The 18,713-nt window shown below is 39.5% G+C and carries 20 protein-coding genes, 1 tRNA gene and 1 other annotated feature; of the genes, 6 read left to right on the top strand and 15 right to left on the bottom strand.

Annotation, left to right across the window (positions count from 1 at the left end; all coding sequences use genetic code 11):
* Positions 1 to 16 precede the first annotated feature (16 nt).
* From RRU92_RS06335 to RRU92_RS06315, 5 genes are all read right to left on the bottom strand, one after another.
* Positions 17 to 6,028 carry a ZmpA/ZmpB/ZmpC family metallo-endopeptidase gene (locus RRU92_RS06335; RefSeq protein ID WP_315639000.1) on the bottom strand — a complete coding sequence of 2,004 codons (6,012 nt, stop codon included), beginning with the start codon at positions 6,026 to 6,028 and terminating at the stop codon, positions 17 to 19.
* Between the two features lie 306 nt (positions 6,029 to 6,334).
* Entirely contained in the window at positions 6,335 to 6,628 is a 294-nt protein-coding gene (rpmA, locus tag RRU92_RS06330) for a 50S ribosomal protein L27 (RefSeq protein WP_075229047.1), read from the bottom strand.
* Positions 6,629 to 6,644: 16 nt separating this feature from the next.
* On the bottom strand, positions 6,645 to 6,989 hold the full coding sequence (locus RRU92_RS06325; protein ID WP_075229048.1) for a ribosomal-processing cysteine protease Prp: 345 nt from the start codon (positions 6,987 to 6,989) through the stop codon (positions 6,645 to 6,647).
* A 15-nt stretch (positions 6,990 to 7,004) separates the two neighbouring features.
* On the bottom strand, positions 7,005 to 7,319 hold the full coding sequence (rplU, locus tag RRU92_RS06320) for a 50S ribosomal protein L21 (protein WP_000109141.1): 315 nt from the start codon (positions 7,317 to 7,319) through the stop codon (positions 7,005 to 7,007).
* Between the two features lie 34 nt (positions 7,320 to 7,353).
* Positions 7,354 to 7,533: a sequence feature (ribosomal protein L21 leader region), on the bottom strand.
* Between the two features lie 64 nt (positions 7,534 to 7,597).
* Positions 7,598 to 8,284, bottom strand: coding sequence for a YoaK family protein (locus tag RRU92_RS06315; RefSeq protein ID WP_315638996.1), 687 nt, complete (start codon positions 8,282 to 8,284; stop codon positions 7,598 to 7,600).
* A 145-nt stretch (positions 8,285 to 8,429) separates the two neighbouring features.
* Here RRU92_RS06315 and RRU92_RS06310 point away from each other — a divergent pair, with 145 nt between their 5' ends.
* Both RRU92_RS06310 and RRU92_RS06305 read left to right on the top strand, forming a co-directional pair.
* Complete coding sequence (locus tag RRU92_RS06310) at positions 8,430 to 9,407, top strand: Gfo/Idh/MocA family oxidoreductase (protein ID WP_315638994.1); 978 nt, start codon at positions 8,430 to 8,432, stop codon at positions 9,405 to 9,407.
* On the top strand, positions 9,404 to 10,486 hold the full coding sequence (locus RRU92_RS06305; RefSeq protein WP_315638993.1) for a DEAD/DEAH box helicase: 1,083 nt from the start codon (positions 9,404 to 9,406) through the stop codon (positions 10,484 to 10,486). The genes RRU92_RS06310 and RRU92_RS06305 overlap by 4 nt, the downstream gene beginning before the upstream one ends.
* Positions 10,487 to 10,600: 114 nt before the next feature.
* Here the strand turns inward: RRU92_RS06305 and RRU92_RS06300 are convergent, their stop codons facing one another.
* Complete coding sequence (locus RRU92_RS06300) at positions 10,601 to 10,978, bottom strand: DUF1934 domain-containing protein (protein ID WP_248034866.1); 378 nt, start codon at positions 10,976 to 10,978, stop codon at positions 10,601 to 10,603.
* Positions 10,979 to 11,049: 71 nt separating this feature from the next.
* Here RRU92_RS06300 and RRU92_RS06295 point away from each other — a divergent pair, with 71 nt between their 5' ends.
* Positions 11,050 to 12,354 (top strand): HD domain-containing protein, encoded by a 1,305-nt coding sequence (locus tag RRU92_RS06295; RefSeq protein ID WP_315638990.1) that lies wholly within the window; start codon positions 11,050 to 11,052, stop codon positions 12,352 to 12,354.
* Positions 12,355 to 12,366: 12 nt separating this feature from the next.
* A complete protein-coding gene (gene yidA / locus RRU92_RS06290; RefSeq protein WP_153224976.1) occupies positions 12,367 to 13,173 on the top strand; it encodes a sugar-phosphatase in 807 nt (268 codons plus the stop codon).
* A 54-nt stretch (positions 13,174 to 13,227) separates the two neighbouring features.
* On the opposite strand, the gene RRU92_RS06285 is transcribed toward yidA, so the two are convergent.
* From RRU92_RS06285 to RRU92_RS06260, 6 genes are all read right to left on the bottom strand, one after another.
* A tRNA-Arg gene (locus RRU92_RS06285) sits at positions 13,228 to 13,299 on the bottom strand.
* A gap of 42 nt (positions 13,300 to 13,341) precedes the next feature.
* Complete coding sequence (gene rplS, locus RRU92_RS06280) at positions 13,342 to 13,689, bottom strand: 50S ribosomal protein L19 (protein WP_001068669.1); 348 nt, start codon at positions 13,687 to 13,689, stop codon at positions 13,342 to 13,344.
* Positions 13,690 to 13,807: 118 nt separating this feature from the next.
* Positions 13,808 to 14,137 (bottom strand): fluoride efflux transporter CrcB, encoded by a 330-nt coding sequence (gene crcB / locus RRU92_RS06275; RefSeq protein ID WP_153224977.1) that lies wholly within the window; start codon positions 14,135 to 14,137, stop codon positions 13,808 to 13,810.
* Positions 14,131 to 14,505, bottom strand: a complete 375-nt coding sequence (gene crcB, locus RRU92_RS06270; protein ID WP_153224978.1) for a fluoride efflux transporter CrcB — start codon at positions 14,503 to 14,505, stop codon at positions 14,131 to 14,133. Before crcB (RRU92_RS06270) ends, crcB (RRU92_RS06275) begins: the two co-directional genes overlap by 7 nt.
* Entirely contained in the window at positions 14,502 to 14,768 is a 267-nt protein-coding gene (locus RRU92_RS06265; protein WP_153224979.1) for a chorismate mutase, read from the bottom strand. Before RRU92_RS06265 ends, crcB (RRU92_RS06270) begins: the two co-directional genes overlap by 4 nt.
* Before the next feature lie 116 nt (positions 14,769 to 14,884).
* Positions 14,885 to 15,328, bottom strand: coding sequence for a flavodoxin (locus RRU92_RS06260; protein ID WP_001162134.1), 444 nt, complete (start codon positions 15,326 to 15,328; stop codon positions 14,885 to 14,887).
* 103 nt (positions 15,329 to 15,431) lie between these two features.
* Here RRU92_RS06260 and RRU92_RS06255 point away from each other — a divergent pair, with 103 nt between their 5' ends.
* Both RRU92_RS06255 and RRU92_RS06250 read left to right on the top strand, forming a co-directional pair.
* Complete coding sequence (locus RRU92_RS06255) at positions 15,432 to 16,367, top strand: bifunctional oligoribonuclease/PAP phosphatase NrnA (RefSeq protein ID WP_315638986.1); 936 nt, start codon at positions 15,432 to 15,434, stop codon at positions 16,365 to 16,367.
* A gap of 96 nt (positions 16,368 to 16,463) precedes the next feature.
* On the top strand, positions 16,464 to 16,706 hold the full coding sequence (locus tag RRU92_RS06250; protein WP_000710764.1) for a type B 50S ribosomal protein L31: 243 nt from the start codon (positions 16,464 to 16,466) through the stop codon (positions 16,704 to 16,706).
* Positions 16,707 to 16,751: 45 nt separating this feature from the next.
* Here the strand turns inward: RRU92_RS06250 and RRU92_RS06245 are convergent, their stop codons facing one another.
* From RRU92_RS06245 to RRU92_RS06235, 3 genes are all read right to left on the bottom strand, one after another.
* The gene (locus tag RRU92_RS06245) at positions 16,752 to 17,072 is read right to left on the bottom strand and encodes a heavy metal-binding domain-containing protein (RefSeq protein ID WP_315638985.1); all 321 of its coding nucleotides are present in this window, start codon (positions 17,070 to 17,072) and stop codon (positions 16,752 to 16,754) included.
* A gap of 342 nt (positions 17,073 to 17,414) precedes the next feature.
* Complete coding sequence (locus RRU92_RS06240) at positions 17,415 to 17,690, bottom strand: HU family DNA-binding protein (protein ID WP_001284633.1); 276 nt, start codon at positions 17,688 to 17,690, stop codon at positions 17,415 to 17,417.
* Positions 17,691 to 17,796: 106 nt separating this feature from the next.
* A complete protein-coding gene (locus RRU92_RS06235) occupies positions 17,797 to 18,633 on the bottom strand; it encodes a DegV family protein (protein ID WP_061863182.1) in 837 nt (278 codons plus the stop codon).
* Positions 18,634 to 18,713 lie beyond the last annotated feature (80 nt).

The raw sequence follows: 18,713 nt of genomic DNA, 5'->3' as shown, positions 1-18,713 counted from the left end.
TTCCTAATAGGAAACACTATTTTTTATTATTAAAAATTGAACTTCTAAAATCATCAGTTTGATTTAGATAGGCCTTAAATACTGCTCTCTTTAACTTATGAACTGCACTATCATATTCTGGATTATAGTTGTCCCAAGAATAACGATTCTCATCTGCATCCTTACGGACAGCTTCGTCCATTAATCGCTGCAGTTCTTCTACACTATGAATCGTCTTTCTTGCAAAACTTGCCCAAGATTTAGTTGGATCGTTGAAGGTAACCTGCTTCAAGTTTCTAAACTGATCCACCCGTTCTTGGTACATAGCTTTCTTGAAATTCGCCCAAGAAGAATACTTCCCTTCAAATACCTTTTCCAAAACAAGATCATCTGTCACCAATCCTCGTTCTTTACCATAGAGATTGATGATTTTACCGTTTTGTTTGGCATCTTCTTCGTATTGGTTTGAGATATAAGGTACCATTCCATCCTTAAAGCCTTTGGCAGCCAGAAGTTCATAAGCAATCCTACGTCCCATCAAATCACCCGGAGTTCCCTTACTGCTCAGAGCCGAATAGATTGGGGCGAAGAGTTTAATCGTATAGTAACCGTTTCTTTCATATTCCCCAGACTTATATTCACGAGCTGACAAGATATTATTTGTAATCAAACTATCAAAAGTAGTCAATTTTTTGGCATCTTCTTCTGTCAGATTTTGTACAACGTTAGTAGCGTAAACATCATTTCCATCTGCAGGATCTTTTACGTATTTATTCTCGATTTTTCTCAGGGCCGTCATTTTCTGATAAGCATCTAACTGTTTCACGATAGATTGCCCTTCGAGATATTCCAACATGTAAACGACATCAAACATATTGTGGACGTAGTTCTGAAGATCTGCTGCGTTATTAAATCTTGTAGTTGGATCAAGTACTTGTAATCGCTGGCCTTCTGTACTATCTGATATTTTATGTTTCAAGATAGAGTTGATGGTAATAGTTGCATCACTTGGTTGGTCAGGAGCTTGCAATAAGCCTTTTGCGAAGAACTCAGGTCCCAAGCCACTTCTTCGACCATAGCCACCAAGGTAAATATCCTGATCTGAATCATGGGTCATCTCATGAGTATAAGTAATGGCTCCATCCTTATCTAACATACGATAGGACATATAGTAAACGCCATCTCCAGTTGCATAAGCACCATGATGATTGTGAACTACTTTATTACCCACTGGACCAAAGAAATTCTTCATCGCCGGATTGGTACTATCAAACTGAGCCTCAACTGTAGCTTTTCCAGAGGTTCTATCATCTCCAAACTTATAGGCATCATAAAGTAGAATTGTACGATAGAGTTTTTCTCGTCCTTCTTTATCTAAAATGCGATACCAATAATCATAGTGATCTCGCTGACGTTTGGCTGTTTCACGCGCATTATCTTCAACAAACTTATTGAGTTCATCTCCAGCCTTATAATCGCTGTTGCGGTAGCGATCATAAGCTCCAAATCCTAGACTAGACATGGTCGAGATGACAAATACAGATTTTTCAGGAAGAGTAAGTAGAGGTAGTACCATATTGCGGTATTTCCATGTGGCACTAGTGATACGGTCGTAGACACCGATAGAATACTTGGTACCAGCCTGTCCTTGCTTCGTTTTCACCTCTTCGATATTGGATTTTTCTTCGACAATGTAAGCCTTGGTCTGTGATTTAAACCAGTCATTATTGGTTTTGTCTGGTAGAAAGACTTTTCGGTAATTTTCCAACGTGCTAAACAAATCTGTCGTTCCATGATGGCTGGCAAGACTGATAGCATAAGTATCGACATTGTTTTTAGCAAGAAGATTGTTAAAGCCAGATTTACCTAACTCAATCAGAGTATCTAGTGGTGAAGTATTTCCTTTACCAAAGAAGTCCGGATGATACATAAATAGGTCTTTGACATTCACTTGACCATAGCTAAAGTTATACCAACGTTCTAAATAAGTTAAACCGAGTAGTAAGGCTTCCTTATTGTTCTTGATTTTATCTACAAGATAGCCTCTGGTAACTGAGTTGTCACCAGCAAGTCCAGCATCTGCTGATAAAAGTTTTTTCAAACTGTTTGCCAAATCTTGTTTTGTTTTGGCGAACTGGTCTTCCAGATAGAGCTCAGTTTGCTTGACATCTGGAGAAATTCCGAGTGTCTTTCTGATAGTATCCGACTTATAGTCAACCTTTTGTAAGTCAGGTAAGACTTGCTTAATGATAGAGTCTTGGTCATACAAGAATTGATTTGGAGTGTAGAGGAGTTCTGTATCCCCTAAACTATATTCTGCTAGCTTGGCAAAATCAGTCTGGTACTTGAGATCGAGCTTCTCAGATGAATGGTCCTGATAGTGAAGTAAGAGTTTATTTGCAGTCTGTTTGTTAGAAACAATATCTGTGATTACTTGGTCATCCTTCATCATAACTGCGGACAAGAGTTCTTTTTGATATAAGAGACTGTTCTCCTTGACCAGGTTTCCGTATTTCACGATGGTCGCCTTGTTATAGAAAGGTAACAATTTTTCAATGTTCTTATAAACCAAAGCACGGTTAGCTTGATAATGCTTCACCTTAGAAAAATCACTTTCTTTACTACCACTTGTTGAAAGGGGCTCCACTGTTGGAGGAGTGAGAGGATTGATTTCTGCTTTTTTATTAGTCACTTCAGAAGCATCTAGCATTGTTCCTCTTTCTTCAAAGGATTCTTTGCTGATGACTTCATCCCTAACCAAGGTGACATTGTATACTCTGTTCACCTTGCTGCTGAATGTGTCCTTCACCTTCATTCCATTGTAGTGGTAACCGGTAATGGCATTCCCGTTGGTTACATTGACATCACTTAGTACATTGGTCAATCTTCCTGCATGCTGTTCCTCATTTGTTTTTCGATCCCACAAATATCCTGCTACACCCGCGACTCTACCAAAGTGCTTGACATTATTGATATCACCTTCAGCATAGCTATCCTGTATATGCGCATCTTGGTCTATTAGACCTGCTAGCCCACCAACAGTCTGATCTGAACTATTGGTGTTGGATGAAATGGCTACTGTCGCTTTGGATTTAGCAATAGACGCATTTTTTCCTGTTAAATGACCGACCAGGCCACCGATATTATAGGCAGCAGTTGTTTCATAGGTATTGACAATTCTTCCCTTGAAACTACTCTCTGTGATGCTTGATTGGTCTGCCTTAGCCAACAAACCACCGATACCACGTTCACCGGCGAGTACACCATCCACATGAACTTGCTTAATTTTTGTGTTATTCTGAGCTTCATTTGCCAGTGAAGCAATATCATTTTTCCCTGAAATAGTAACATTTTTTAGACTCAGTTTTTCTACTGTAGCACCACTCAAGTTTTCAAACAGAGGTTTTTTCAAATTATAGATAGCATACTTCTTACCATCTTTTTCTCCAATCAAATGACCAGTAAAGGTGCCCTTGATATAGGATTTTTCATCAGAACCAAGCTCCACTTCGTTAGCATTCAGGCTAGCTGCTAAATGATAGGTTCCAGAGGGATTTTGGTTTATAGCTTTGACCAGATTACTAAAGGAAGTAAAGTTTGTATTTTCCTCTTTAGACTTCTTATCGAGGTAGAAGGTGAAATGGTCGACATATTTATTGTTCTGTTCTTGCTGGAGTTTCTCAGCCTTAGCTGTAATTTTATAAACTGACTGACCATTTCTTTCCTCTTCAGTTATTGAGGCGACTGGCAGATAGACATCTTTAAATGCCGAAGATTTTACCTTGACAAAGTAATTATCCGTATTCTTTGGAATTCCATCCAATGAGATATGTTGTTTATAAGTCCCATTCGTCTGGCTGTACAACTCAATATCCGAAACATTTCTTAATTCGAGTGTTTTTTCTGGATCCTGTTCTTTCGTTTTTTCAGTCGGAATATCCGGCTTTACTTGATCAATATTACCAGTGTATTCTGGAAGTGGGGCTACCTGTTCCGGCTCACCTTTGGCGCTTACAACTGCTTCGGGCAATTCAGGTTGAACTTCAGGTTCACCTTTGTCACTTACTACAGCTTCTGGCAAGGCGGGTTGGACTGCAGGTTCGCCTTTATCGCTTACAACAGCTTCGGGCAATTCAGGTTGAACTTCCGGTTCACCTTTATCGGTTACAACTGCTTTTGGCAATTCAGGCTGAACTGCGGGTTCACCTTTATCACTTACAACTGCTTCGGGTAACTCTGGCTGGATCGCAGGCTCACCCTTGTTGGTTATTACAGCCTCTGGCAACTCTGGTTGGACCGCAGGTTCACCTTTATCAGTAACAACAGCTTCTGGCAACTCTGGTTGGACCGCAGGCTCACCCTTGTCAGTTACTACAGCTTCTGGCAATTCAGGTTGAACTTCCGGTTCACCTTTGGCGCTTACAACTGCTTCTGGTAATTCAGGCTGAATTTCAGGCTCACCTTTGTCAGTCACAACTGCTTCTGGTAAGGCGGGTTGGACTGCTGGTTCTCCTTTATCGCTTACAACTGCTTCTGGCAATTCAGGTTGAACTTCCGGTTTGTCTTTATCGGTTACAACAGCTTCTGGCAATTCAGGTTGAACTTCCGGTTCTCCTTTATCAGTAACAACTGCTTCTGGTAACGCAGGTTGAACTTCCGGTACGCCTTTATCACTTACAACAGCCTCTGGCAAGGCGGGTTGGACTGCAGGCTCACCCTTGTCACTTACTACTGCTTCCGGCAACGTTGCTTGAACTTCTGCCTCACCCTTGTCTGTAACAACTGCTTCGGGTAATTCTGGCTGGACCGCTGGTTCGCCCTGGTCAGTTACAACTGCTTCTGGTAACGTTGGTTGAACTTCAGATTCGCCTTTGTCTGTTACTACTGCTTCTGGTAACGCAGGTTGAACTTCCGATACGCCTTTATCACTTACCACAGCTTCTGGCAAGGCGGGTTGGACTGCTGGTTCTCCTTTATCGGATACAACTGCTTCTGGTAACTCTGGCTGGATCGCAGGCTCTCCCTTGTCGGTTACTACAGCTTCTGGTAAGGCAGGTTGGACTGTAGGTTCGCCCTTATCATTTACTACTGCTTCGGATAACGCAGGTTGAACTTCAGGTTTGCCTTTATCACTTACCACAGCTTCTGGCAAGACGGGTTGGACTTCTGGGGTGCCTTTGTCTGTTATCAAAGCTCCAGCTTGTACATCCTTATGTTCTGCTAATTGTGATTGAGAATTTGAAGATTGTTTCTCTTCTTTTCTTGGATTGGTTAATTCTGCAGAGATAGGTTTTTCAACTACTTGAACTTCTGTCGGCTTAGTTGAAGAAACAGGTGTTTGTTCCTGCATAGCTTGTACTGTTGATGGATTCTCGACAAAATTCGGTATAACACTATAATCCACCTTTTGTTGTTTTGTAGGAGTGGCTGCTGATTTCTCTTGATTGCTCACTTTAGATTCAGAAGTTATATTTCCCTCTTTGATATATCCAATATAAGTGTAACCTGAAATATTTTTAGGAAGAGGTAATTTTTCTCCTGAGATTAATTCATAGTCAGTATTGTAATTCAGTAAGAGATTATTTTCTAAAGCATGAGCTGAAACTAAGACACCATTTCCTATTCCTGCAACCAATACTAAATGTAATACTGTTTTATTCTTAACCTTTTTCTTAGAAACGGCAAAAATTAAAATTCCCAGAGCCGCTAAGCTAGCACCTGTAACTAGGGTTTGCATATCATTCTTACTTCCAGTATTTGGTAAGTCTCCCAGTTGATTTTGGGAATTTAATTTATAAACAAGATAATAAGTCTCATCATCATTATCCATGTATGTCGGAATATCATAGACAAGCTGCTTCTTTTCATCTGATGATAGCTCTGACTCTGTCACATATTTATAGTGAACACCTTTAGTCTCTTGAGCCTCTACAGATGAACTACCTAATACAGACATAAAAAATAAACTTGAAATCGTTGCAGATACAAGTCCTACTGATAATTTTCTAAATGAAAAACGCTGCTGTTTTTCACCAAAATACTTTTCCATTATTCCTCCTTGAAATAAAATTTTAAAAATATGCAAGCTGAACTTTATTATATTAGCTTGTTATCTTATAAAAATGTAACACACTTTGATTATACTCTTAATTTGCCAAAAAGTCTTAAAATTGAGATGCGCTTTCATACTTTGTTTTATATATAAAATACGAATTAACAGGGTTTTAATTTCTTATATTCTTTTGGGATAAAAAAATAGGCTCTCCGAAAACTCGGAAAGCCTTATTTAATGCTACTTCTAGCTTCCTCACCTTTACATTTCAAGGCTCGGGATAAAAAGGTTCACTGGACCTTTTTATTTTGCGATTGGGTAAACAGAAACTTGTTTTTTATCGCGACCTTTACGTTCAAAGCGTACTACGCCCTCAACTTTAGCGAACAAAGTATCGTCTCCGCCACGTCCAACGTTTACACCTGGATAGATGTGTGTACCACGTTGACGGTAAAGGATAGATCCACCTGTTACAGTTTGTCCATCAGCTGCTTTAGCTCCAAGACGTTTCGCTTGTGAATCACGTCCATTTGATGTAGAACCTCCACCTTTTTTGTGGGCGAAAAGTTGCATGTTAGTAAGAGTCATTTTTAACATAATGTTTTCCTCCGTGTTAGTTTTCTGTGATAACTCTGGTTTGGACGAACTCAGAAGAGTCCTCCGATAAGTTTGCCATTCCTAAGAAAAATGATTCAAAAAACAACTGAGTCATTTCTCTCTGATGTGAAGGGATATCTTTAGGAATTTCCACCATTAGATAACCATCTTCATCTTCGTTTAATTGTAAGATTGGTTCATAGCCTGCAAATTTCTCAATAGAATTGACAAAGTTAGTGGCAAGCGTAGAAACCGATGCACACACGACGTCAAAGCCGTTTTCGCCAATTTTGGCGTGTCCAGTAATCTCCGCACTCCTCAGCTCGCCATCTTCGGCTCTCTCAAAGACTGCTTGTATCATGTGTTCTCCTTAAAATTAAGCGTTGATTGCGTTGATGACAACTTTAGTATATGGTTGACGGTGACCTTGTTTACGGTGGCTACCTTTTTTAGGTTTGTACTTGTAAGTAACAACTTTCTTTTGTTTTCCTTGTTTTTCAACAGTTCCAACTACAGTAGCTCCAGCAACAAGTGGAGTTCCGACAACAGTGTTTTCACCACCAACAAGAACAACTTCGTTAAAAGTAACTTCTTGACCAGCTTCAACGTTCAATTTTTCAACGTAAACTGCTTGACCAACTTCAACTTTAACTTGTTTTCCGCCAGTTTTGATAATTGCGTATGTGCTCATTATGCACCTCCTATGATTTTTTGGGTTTCCCCGTATTTTTGTGAAGACTCGCCTAGCATCGTGGGACGAACCACTTAAAAGAAGAGCTCTAAGTATAACAAAGAATAAACTAGGAATTGAGCCAAAGACATAACTTATGTTAGGCAAGGCGATAATGACGAAGTTTAAATTTGTTATACGACGAGCAACGATGTTCGTGCGGTTGCACAGGATCGTGCATAGTCAACTCTACAAGTATAGCATGAATCCTTTTTTTTGACAAGCATTTATCATCAAAATTAAGCTTTTTCTCCGACTTTTTTCCTCCAAGCAGCAAAAAGCATACTTAGATAAAAAATGCTCATCATGAGTGGAACCCCTAAAATTGTTTTTTCTTCATAAAAAATACTCAAATAAGCTGAGAAAACAACTCCAAGAACAAAACTCGATAGCAAACTAACAAAGATTAGACCTTCTCGCAAAAAAGGGGTATGTTTGGTTCGAACATAGTCCCCGAAAGCCAACATAGTTCGTTTAATATTTCCCGTCATAAAAGCATTGTTATAGGCAATTCCTGAAACTTCTCCGAATGCTGTTGTTACAAGTCCCATACAAAATGCTAACGGTGGTACTATGTATATATTATCAACCGTCAAGGGAACAAATCCTATTATCAAAGATAAAATTGCTAGTGGAATAAGGGATAGAATTGGTTTTCTTACAATCCTCAACTTTTCTTTATAGACTGTCAAAAGGAAGACACCCACCATGAAGGAAATCAAGGTCATTACCTTGGCGCTGGCATCTGAAACATTGTCTTGAATGAGACCAACGGAAAGGAAAACGACATTTCCCGTTTGGCCTGCAACTAGAGTATTTCCACGTATGATAAAGGTATAGGCATCTACATAACCCGCACAAAAAGTCAAAAAAAGCGCCAATCTTTTTGAATGACGAGAAATTTTTCTCATAGGTAATAATCTCATACTACACTCCTAATTTTTCTAAATCTATTGTACCATTTTTTGAGGAAAATTCGAAGTGTCAAATAAAAGAATTGTCTCCCTTTGGCTAGTTTAGTCTATCTGTGATATAATGAAAGCAGTCATTACTTGTAGAAAAGGAGATTTCATGCTTAAACTCGGTATTATCGGTACTGGTGCAATCAGTCACCACTTTATAGAAGCTGCTCATACTAGTCAGGAATTCCAGTTAGTGGCTGTTTATTCAAGAAAGCTCACGACTGCTCAGCAATTTGCTAGTTCCTATACAGATGTTAGTCTATTTGATAATTTAGAGGATTTCTTCCAATCTGAATTTGATGTTGTCTATATCGCAAGTCCAAATTCTCTGCACTTTACTCAAGCCAAGGCCGCTTTATCTGCTGGCAAACATGTTATCCTTGAAAAACCAGCGGTGACTCAACCCCAAGAATGGCAGGATTTAGTTGAAATAACTCAGGAGAATCACCGTTTCATCTTTGAAGCAGCAAGAAACTATCATGAGGAAGCCTTCACCGTTATTAAAAACTTTTTAGCAGATAAGCAAGTTTTAGGTGCAGATTTTAACTATGCCAAGTATTCTTCTAAGATGTCTGACCTTCTTTCTGGAAACACTCCGAATGTATTTTCAGACCGTTTTGCTGGTGGGGCTCTCATGGACTTGGGAATTTATCCGATCTATGCTGCGGTTCGCTTGTTTGGAAAGGCACTTGATGCGACCTATCAAGCTCAGCAACTTTACAACACCATTGATTTAAATGGAGATGGTATCTTATCTTATCCTGAATATCAAGTTCACATCAAGGCTGGTAAAAACATTACTTCTAATCTGCCTTGTGAAATATATACAACAGATGGAACCTTGATGCTCAACACTATTGAACATGTTCGCTCAGCTATTTTTACAGATCATCAAGGTAATGAAACACATCTACCAATTCAGCAGGCACCTCATACCATGACTGAGGAGGTCGCTGCTTTTGCTAACATGATCAAACAGCCAAACCAAAAACTCTACCAAGATTGGCTGGATGATGCAACCGACGTCCATAAGCTACTTTACACCATGCGCCAGACTGCTGGCATTAGATTTGAGGCAGAAAAATGAAAACCAAACTACCAACTGAATGGCTAGAACTCCTTGACCAACTTGGTTTCCAAGAATTCACACCCATCCAAACTCAGCTTTTTGATCCGATTTTAGACGGTCAAACCCTCCTTGGAGTCAGTCCAACTGGTACAGGTAAGACTTTAGCTTATCTCCTACCAAGTCTTCTCCGTCTCCAAAAGAAAAAAGCGCAGCAACTATTGATTTTAGCACCAAATACTGAACTGGCTGGTCAGATTTTTGAGGTAACTAAAACTTGGGGTGAAGCTATCGGCTTGACTGCTCAGCTCTTCCTTTCTGGTTCGAGTCAGAAACGTCAAATCGAACGACTGAAAAAAGGACCAGAAATTCTGATTGGAACTCCTGGGCGTATCTTTGAACTGATCAAATTGAAGAAAATCAAGATGATGAATGTGGAGACTATCATACTTGATGAATTTGACCAGTTGCTAGATGATTCTCAAATCCACTTTGTAGAAAAGATTACTCACTACGCTCCTCGAGATCATCAACTAATTTATATGAGTGCGACTACCAAATTTGACCAAGATAAGATTGCGCCCAACACGCGCACCATCGACCTCTCTGATCAAAAGTTGGACAACATTCAACACTTCTACATGCAAGTAGACCAACGACACAGAGTTGATATGCTTAGAAAACTGGCACATGTCGAGGATTTCCGTGGCCTAGTCTTCTTTAATAGTTTGTCAGACCTCGGAAGCGCTGAGGAAAAATTGCAGTATCGTGATGTTTTAGCTGTTTCACTAGCTAGCGATGTCAACGTCAAATTTAGAAAAGTTATCTTAGAAAAATTCAAAGATAATCAGCTAACACTACTTCTTGCGACAGACCTTCTAGCTCGTGGTATCGACATTGATAGCCTGGAATGTGTGCTCAACTTTGACGTCCCTAGAGATATTGAAACCTATACTCACCGTGCTGGACGTACAGGTCGTATGGGTAAAGAGGGATATGTTATTACCCTTGTTACACATCCAGAAGATCTTAAAAAACTTAAGAAATTTGCAAGTGTACGTGAAATCGTCCTAAAAAATCAGGAACTATATATCAAATAGAGGCTGGGATAAAAATTCCAACCTCATTTTTTTAGCAAAAAAATTTGACCTGCTAGCTGATTTGGAACTAGGAAATCGAGACTTTGTCTATCGATTTCTCCTCCACCGACTTTCTTATCCCCAAGTAATTTCTAAGCGATAGTCCGCAAATGGATTTCCTTCTTTGTTTTGTAGTTGATAGGCTAGTTCAATCTTTTGTTGTTCAACTTGATAATGGCTTGTTTGGATGATAAACTCCTGTATCCCCATTGGTGTAGGAATATAGGCTAAACTATCAGCTTCCTTCAGAAAACGCATGATGGTCTTAGGGTTGGAAAATCGAGACATCACCAACTCTGTATCATTAAACTTGAGTACCACTTTTTCCTTCTCTTCATTGTAAAAAAAGAGATAGGAAAAATCACCTTTCTCACGTAACTCAACATCATAAAGTTGGTCGATCACTTCCAATTGTTCATCAAATTGGATGGTATTTCTCATTCGAATCTTCACTTCAAGTCCTCTTTCTTCACTCTTATCCTACTATTTTACCAAAAACTGTGGCTTTTTGCTATAATGGTTTTATGAATGAAAAAGTATTTCGTGACCCTGTTCACAATTATATCCATGTTGATAATCAGATTATCTATGACTTAATCAATACCAAAGAATTTCAACGGCTTCGTCGTATCAAGCAGCTAGGAACATCCAGTTACACCTTTCATGGTGGAGAACATAGTCGTTTCTCTCACTGTCTGGGTGTTTACGAGATTGCACGCCGTATCACCGAGATTTTTGAGGAAAAGTATCCTAAAGAATGGGATTCCTCGGAGTCCCTCCTAACCATGACTGCAGCCCTCCTTCATGACTTAGGACATGGTGCCTACTCGCATACCTTTGAAAATCTCTTTGATACCGATCATGAGGCGATTACGCAGGAAATTATACAACGTCCTGAAACAGAGATTCACCAGGTTCTTTTACAGGTAGCTCCAGATTTCCCTGAAAAGGTAGCTAGCGTTATAGACCACACTTATCCAAATAAGCAGGTGGTTCAATTGATTTCGAGTCAAATCGATGCAGACCGCATGGACTATCTCTTACGTGACTCCTATTTTACAGGGGCTTCTTATGGGGAATTTGACCTAACACGTATCTTACGAGTTATTCGCCCTATCGAGAACGGAATTGCCTTTCAACGAAACGGGATGCATGCCATCGAAGACTATGTTCTTAGTCGCTATCAAATGTATATGCAGGTTTATTTCCATCCTGCCACACGTGCTATGGAAGTCCTTCTGCAGAATCTTTTGAAACGTGCTAAAGAACTTTATCCAGACAATAAGGACTTCTTTACTCTTACATCCCCGCATCTACTGCCATTTTTCGAAAAGAATGTTAGCTTGACTGACTATTTGTCTTTGGATGACGGAGTTATGAATACCTATTTCCAGCTCTGGATGACTAGTCCTGACAAGATTCTCGCAGACTTATCGCAACGCTTTGTCAATCGCAAGGTCTTTAAATCCATCACCTTTTCTCAAGAGGATCAAGAACAGCTTGCATCTATGAGAAAACTGGTAGAAGATATCGGCTTTGATCCTGACTATTACACAGCTATTCATAAGAACTTTGACCTTCCTTATGATATCTATCGGCCCGAATCAGAAAACCCACGGACACAGATTGAGATTTTACAGAAAAATGGTGAACTAGCAGAACTTTCTAGCCTTTCGCCTATCGTTCAATCCCTTGCTGGCAGTCGCCACGGAGATAATCGTTTTTATTTCCCGAAAGAAATGTTGGACCAAAATAGCATTTTTGCAAGCATTACCCAGCAATTTTTACACTTGATTGAGAATGATCATTTTACTCCAAATAAAAACTAGAAGAGGAAATTTATGAGTATTAAACTAATCGCCGTCGATATTGACGGAACCCTAGTCAATAGCCAAAAGGAAATCACTCCTGAAGTCTTTTCTGCCATCCAAGATGCCAAAAAAGCTGATGTCAAAGTCGTGATTGCAACTGGCCGCCCTATCGCAGGTGTTGCCAAACTTCTGGATGACTTGCAGTTGAGAGACCAAGGTGACTACGTTGTTACATTCAACGGTGCCCTTGTTCAAGAAACAGCTACAGGACATGAAATTATCAGCGAATCCTTGACTTATGAGGATTATCTGGATATGGAATTCCTTAGCCGCAAACTTGGCGTCCATATGCACGCTATTACCAAGGACGGCATCTATACTGCCAATCGTAATATCGGAAAATATACCGTTCACGAATCAACCCTCGTCAGCATGCCTATTTTCTACCGTACACCTGAAGAAATGGCTGACAAGGAAATCGTCAAGTGTATGTTTATCGATGAGCCTGAAATTCTGGATGCCGCTATTGAAAAGATTCCTGCAGAATTTTATGAGCGCTACTCCATCAACAAATCTGCTCCTTTCTACCTTGAGCTCCTTAAAAAGAATGTAGACAAGGGCTCAGCTATCACTCACCTAGCTGAAAAACTTGGACTAAGCAAGGATGAAACCATGGCTATCGGAGACGAAGAAAATGACCGTGCTATGCTTGAAGTAGTAGGTAACCCAGTTGTTATGGAAAATGGAAATCCAGAACTCAAAAAAATCGCCAAATACATCACCAAAACAAATGATGAATCTGGCGTAGCCCATGCCATTCGAACTTGGGTGTTGTAAAAGGAAAGAATAGATGAAAACCGCTCAGCCGAGCGGTTTTTGATGTCTGATTACTGCCCCCTGCCGGAATCGAACCAGCAACTACTCCTTAGGAGGGAGTTGTTATATCCATTGAACTAAGGGAGCTAGATAAAAACTCTGCTGAATGAGCAGAGTTCTTTAGTCGAATTAACGACGGATTTCTTTGATACGAGCTGCCTTACCTTGAAGTGCACGCAAGTAGTACAATTTCGCACGACGTACTTTACCGTAACGTACAACTTCGATTTTTTCAACACGTGGAGTGTGGATTGGGAAGATACGCTCAACACCTACACCGTTAGAGATTTTACGAACTGTGTAGTTTTCTGAGATACCAGCACCTTTACGTGCGATAACAACACCTTCAAAAATCTGGATACGTTCACGGTTACCTTCGACAACTTTCGCGTGTACACGAACAGTGTCACCAGGACGGAATGATGGGATATCTGTACGAAGTTGACCTTCAGTCAAGCTTTGGATTAATGGATTCATTTTATTCTCCTATCTTTGTCAATCTTGAGGAATCTTCCTCAGCGGATAAACTGTATTTTTGTGCGTCCATTACACACAAGATACAGTTTACCAAATTTCCACAAAAAAGTAAAGAAATTTATAGCAGAATTCCTAAAAAAATCGCAACTAAACCACCTAGGTAGGTCAAAATCAGGTAAGAATAAAATACCTTCTTATCGCTTAGCAACCTTTGGAGTTCGTCATTCAAGGTTGAAAAAGTGGTTAGACCTCCACAAAATCCTGTGGCAAGGATAAGATATACTTCTTTAGACTCCACATGATTGTAAAATAAGCCGATCAAAAAACAGCCCAGTAGATTAGCTATGAGAGTTCCTAGAGGCAGTACTGAACCCTGATTATAACGTGAAAAGAAATAACGCACGAGAGCACCTAATCCACAAGCAAGTGCTAGATATAATACTACCATTTCTTCCTCCCTAAATAATAAGCCAATAAAAGTCCACCACCAATGCTCAGAACTAGATAGACTACTAGACTTAGGTAAGAACCTCTATCCAGCAATTTTACGCCATCTAACATGAGGCTTGAAAAAGTCGTTAATCCTCCACAGAAGCCAGTTCCAAGCGCTAAAATGACACCTTTACTGCTTCCCTTATAAACCAAATAACCTTTGACAAGATAGACTAAGCAGAAAATTCCTAGATAGTTAGCAAAGAGAGTTCCCCATGGAAAGCCTGGACTAGCTGGCAACCATCTCGAAATCTGATATCGGATAAGTCCTCCTAGCATGGCAGCTAGAAAGATTCCTAGTGGGTAAAATTGTTCTTTTTTCATTTGATGTTTTTATCCTGATAATCGCGTGAACGTTTGAGAATATCAGAAAAAGTCTCAACGATTGTCTCTTCGTATTTTTTATTTCTGACATGACTTCTGACCTTCTCAAAGATGGCTTCTTCTCTTTTAGTATCGAGAATAGCTTTTCCTGAAGCTTTTTTATAAGCAACTACCCCCTCAACTAGATGCATTCTTTCTTCTAAGAGTTTTACGATTTGGTCATCAATTTGATCGATTTCTTGTCTAATAATATCTAAATCCATAGAGTCTCCTTCATTATTTGAATGATTGTATCAAAAAGCTTCTAAATGGGCCAGTACATTCTTAGGGTTATCTAACAAAAACTGCACTGACAACTTTCATCAGTGCAACTTCATGCTTATCCTACTTTAGCAGCCAATTCTTCTGCAAATTGTTCCAAGCGTTCGATATCTTCTTCTTCTGCAGAGAGATCCACTTTGACACACTCTGATCCCTTTTCAGCTCCTGTTGCCACAAATACACGATCAAAGTCATCAACAGCTTTACAGAACTCATCGTAGAAAGTATCACCTGATCCTACTACACCGTAGATTTTACCACTCAAATTAAGATCTGCTAGGTCCTCGTAGAAGTCCATCATCTCATCTGGTAACTCTCCATCACCGTAAGTGTAGGTTGCAACGATTGCGATATCTGCTTCAAGAAAGTCAGATGCGTCAACAGTTGTACACTCATCAACATCCACCTCTAAGCCCAATTCACGCAATTTATCTGCTACAATATCTGCAATTTCTTCGGTATTACCGGTCATACTGGCAAATACAATTTTTGCTAATGCCATATCGTCCTCCTCAATTTATCTTTCTCCATTATATCACATCTTTTTCATTTTAAAAATAAAAACTCTTGTGCTAAAATGAAATAAGAAAGAATTGAGGTCACTTATGGAAATTTGCCACCAAATTTTAGAAAAAATCAAAGAATACGACACGATTATCATTCATCGTCATATGAAACCAGACCCTGATGCCTTGGGAAGTCAGGCTGGACTCAAAGCACTTCTGGAACACCATTTCCCAGAAAAAAATATCAGGGTAGTCGGTTATGATGAGCCAACCTTAACATGGCTTACAAAGATGGATCAGGTAGAAGACAAGGATTATCAAGGTGCGCTTGCTATCATCTGTGATACAGCAAATACCGCTCGTATCGATGATAAACGTTATACTAATGCTGAAACCATTATTAAAATTGATCACCATCCAAATGACGAAGTCTATGGAGATCTTGTTTGGGTAGATACCAACTCTAGCAGTGCCAGTGAGATGATTGCTCTCTTTGCTGAAGCAACTAACCTAGAATTATCCGACTACGCTGCTAAAATGCTCTGTGCTGGAATTATTGGTGATACCGGCCGTTTCCTTTATCCGTCTACTTCTGCTCGTACCCTTCGAATTGCTAGTAAACTAAGAGAACATAACTTTGACTATGCTGAATTAACACGTAAAATGGATACCATGAGCTTTAAAATTGCTAAACTTCAAGGTTATGTCTATGATCACCTAGAAGTTGATGAAAATGGTGTCGCACGTGTCATACTGACTCAAGAAATTCTAAAAACATATCAAGTAACAGATTCTGAAACAGCAGCCATTGTTGGAGCTCCAGGCCGTATCGATACAGTTAATCTTTGGGGAATATTTGTGGAACAAGCAGATGGCCACTATCGCGTTCGACTTCGCAGTAAATTCGTTCCAATCAATGGTGTTGCAAAAGAACATGATGGTGGAGGTCACCCACTTGCAAGTGGTGCTAACTCCTATAGCCTAGAGGAAAATGAAGTCATCTACCAAAAATTAAAAAACTTACTGAAAAAATAGATAAAAAGCTTGCCAAACTTATCAGAATCTGATAGACTAGTATGGTAACAATCTATGGCTCGCAAAGAGACCATGGCAGAAAGGAAATATTGCAAAATGAAAAAAGATATCCATCCAGAATATCGCCCAGTTGTCTTCATGGACACAACTACTGGTTACCAATTCCTTAGCGGTTCAACAAAACGCTCTAACGAAACTGTTGAGTTCGAAGGCGAAACTTACCCATTGATCCGTGTGGAAATTTCATCAGACTCACACCCATTCTACACTGGACGTCAAAAGTTCACTCAAGCAGATGGACGCGTGGATCGTTTCAACAAAAAATACGGTCTCAAATAATCATAAAAAGAACAGTTCCGACTGTTCTTTTTTTGTTTCTTCAAATTAGGAGTCAACCACAACTGCTGTACCACTACAAGTGACCATTAGCATACCATTTTCAGCACCTAAAGTTTCATAGTCCATTTTTATACCTATAATAGCATTTGCTCCACGTTCACTTGCACGCTCCATCATTTCCGCTAGAGCTTCTTCTCTTGCTTGAGTCAACTCGCCTTCATAACTACCAGCTCGTCCTCCAAAAACATTACGGAAGCCAGCAGCCATATCTTTGAACATATTAACGCCAGCAACCACTTCACCAAAGACGATTCCTTTGTAGGCTAGGATTTTCTTCCCTTCAATTCCCGTAGTTGAAATAATCATCTTCCTTTCCTCCTAACTTCTTTTATTTAATTGTAAACCCTCTCACTAACTCTGTCAAGAAATTCTATAAAGGAATCAGTGGTTGAAAGGAAACTCTTCTCACCATCCTTGTTTGCTATCCATTTAGTGACAATTGTATGGATGGTGGCCTAAATCTTTTCTTTGCAAGTCAAACTTGAGATAGGCTTCTCAGCCTCACTATTCTTACCAATAGTAGAGCTTAAAATCTATGACTGGTATAGAAAATACTGTTCTTTCCTGCCCCTTTTTTGCCCCAAAACTACAAAAAAAGCCTATTGACCAAGCTAGAAAGCTTGATACAATAGGCTTTTTCTAAATTCATTATTTAACAGCGTCTTTAAGAGCTTTACCAGCTTTGAATGCTGGAACTTTTGAAGCTGCGATAGTGATTTCTTTACCAGTTTGCGGGTTGCGACCTTTACGTGCTGCACGCTCACGAACTTCGAAATTACCAAAACCGATCAATTGAACTTTTTCACCAGCTGCAAGGTAATCAGCTACTGCTGCAAATACAGCATCAACTGCTGCTGCTGAGTCTTTCTTTGTCAATTCTGTAGCTTCTGCTACTTTAGCGATCAAATCTTGTTTGTTTGCCATGTTAATAATTCCTCCAAATATTTTCTAATTAACAATTACAATCATATCCTAAATTCTCTTGTAGGTCAAGTCAAAAATGCTATTTCTTGCTATTTTCTTTATTTTTTTAGGACTCGTATCTGACCAAAATAGCCCAAGCATTTTCACCTGTATGGGTCTGGATAATAGAACCTGTTTCAAGTACAGAGATTGGTTTTTCAACGAATGGTTGTAGGATTTCTTTCATCTCTTCTGCCCAGTCCCGAGTTCCAGAATAGGAAATACCAATTTCTGCAACAGAACGCTCTGACAGTTTTGCAACTAGTTCATCCAACCATTTCTTAAAGGTTTTAGCTCCACGTCCTTTAACGATTGGTTGCAATTCATCATCTTTCATCTGCATGACTACTCGGATATTTAATAGAGAGCTTAAAAGACCTGTCACTCGGCCAATACGACCACCTTTAACAAGGTTTTCCAAGGTAGAAACACCAATATAGAGCTCTGTGTTCTTCTTCACTTCTTCAACATGAGCCACAATTGTCTCAATATCTTGTCCTTCTTGAGCTAACTTAGCTGCTTCAACCACTTGAAATTTTAGGGCTTGATCAGTAAAGGAACTATCCAATACGGTCACATTAGCCGTTGACAAACTTGCACCCTGACGAGCTGCTTCGACAGTTCCTGATAAGGCATGAGACATATGAATGGCTAAAATTTGACTACCGTCTTTACTCAACTCATCAAAAATCTCAGCAAAGAGTCCAACAGGAGGTTGACTTGTTTTAGGCAGATTTTTACTCTCTTTCATCAAGCGAAGAAATTCCCCTTCTTCAAGATCAGCATCCGAATAAAGAACACTATCAATCATTACAGAGAGCGGAACGACGGTAATATTTAATTCTTTGACCACTTCTGGTTCAATAGTAACAGAAGAATCTGTTACGATTTTTACTTGTGTCATAATTCAAATCTTTCTATGTTTCACTTTTTGAGTGAGTTTTTTCAATTTAACTATAACAATTATATCAAAAAAAAGCTAAA

Source organism: Streptococcus sp. DTU_2020_1001019_1_SI_AUS_MUR_006 (genome assembly GCF_032340315.1).
Taxonomy (GTDB): domain Bacteria; phylum Bacillota; class Bacilli; order Lactobacillales; family Streptococcaceae; genus Streptococcus.
This window is presented reverse-complemented; position numbering and strand designations above follow the sequence as displayed.

Excerpts from the sequence above, each read along its gene's own strand:
- RRU92_RS06325 (WP_075229048.1), bottom strand. The coding sequence starts at position 6,989 with ATGATACAAGCAGTCTTTGAGAGAGCCGAAGATGGCGAGCTGAGGAGT.
- RRU92_RS06305 (WP_315638993.1), top strand. The coding sequence starts at position 9,404 with ATGAAAACCAAACTACCAACTGAATGGCTAGAACTCCTTGACCAACTT.
- crcB (WP_153224978.1), bottom strand. The coding sequence starts at position 14,505 with ATGAAAAAAGAACAATTTTACCCACTAGGAATCTTTCTAGCTGCCATG.
- RRU92_RS06245 (WP_315638985.1), bottom strand. The coding sequence starts at position 17,072 with ATGATTATTTCAACTACGGGAATTGAAGGGAAGAAAATCCTAGCCTAC.
- rpmA (WP_075229047.1), bottom strand. The coding sequence starts at position 6,628 with ATGTTAAAAATGACTCTTACTAACATGCAACTTTTCGCCCACAAAAAA.
- RRU92_RS06310 (WP_315638994.1), top strand. The coding sequence starts at position 8,430 with ATGCTTAAACTCGGTATTATCGGTACTGGTGCAATCAGTCACCACTTT.
- RRU92_RS06295 (WP_315638990.1), top strand. The coding sequence starts at position 11,050 with ATGAATGAAAAAGTATTTCGTGACCCTGTTCACAATTATATCCATGTT.
- RRU92_RS06250 (WP_000710764.1), top strand. The coding sequence starts at position 16,464 with ATGAAAAAAGATATCCATCCAGAATATCGCCCAGTTGTCTTCATGGAC.
- RRU92_RS06315 (WP_315638996.1), bottom strand. The coding sequence starts at position 8,284 with ATGAGATTATTACCTATGAGAAAAATTTCTCGTCATTCAAAAAGATTG.
- rplU (WP_000109141.1), bottom strand. The coding sequence starts at position 7,319 with ATGAGCACATACGCAATTATCAAAACTGGCGGAAAACAAGTTAAAGTT.
- yidA (WP_153224976.1), top strand. The coding sequence starts at position 12,367 with ATGAGTATTAAACTAATCGCCGTCGATATTGACGGAACCCTAGTCAAT.
- RRU92_RS06240 (WP_001284633.1), bottom strand. The coding sequence starts at position 17,690 with ATGGCAAACAAACAAGATTTGATCGCTAAAGTAGCAGAAGCTACAGAA.
- RRU92_RS06235 (WP_061863182.1), bottom strand. The coding sequence starts at position 18,633 with ATGACACAAGTAAAAATCGTAACAGATTCTTCTGTTACTATTGAACCA.
- rplS (WP_001068669.1), bottom strand. The coding sequence starts at position 13,689 with ATGAATCCATTAATCCAAAGCTTGACTGAAGGTCAACTTCGTACAGAT.
- RRU92_RS06265 (WP_153224979.1), bottom strand. The coding sequence starts at position 14,768 with ATGGATTTAGATATTATTAGACAAGAAATCGATCAAATTGATGACCAA.
- crcB (WP_153224977.1), bottom strand. The coding sequence starts at position 14,137 with ATGGTAGTATTATATCTAGCACTTGCTTGTGGATTAGGTGCTCTCGTG.
- RRU92_RS06255 (WP_315638986.1), top strand. The coding sequence starts at position 15,432 with ATGGAAATTTGCCACCAAATTTTAGAAAAAATCAAAGAATACGACACG.
- RRU92_RS06335 (WP_315639000.1), bottom strand. The coding sequence starts at position 6,028 with ATGGAAAAGTATTTTGGTGAAAAACAGCAGCGTTTTTCATTTAGAAAA.
- RRU92_RS06260 (WP_001162134.1), bottom strand. The coding sequence starts at position 15,328 with ATGGCATTAGCAAAAATTGTATTTGCCAGTATGACCGGTAATACCGAA.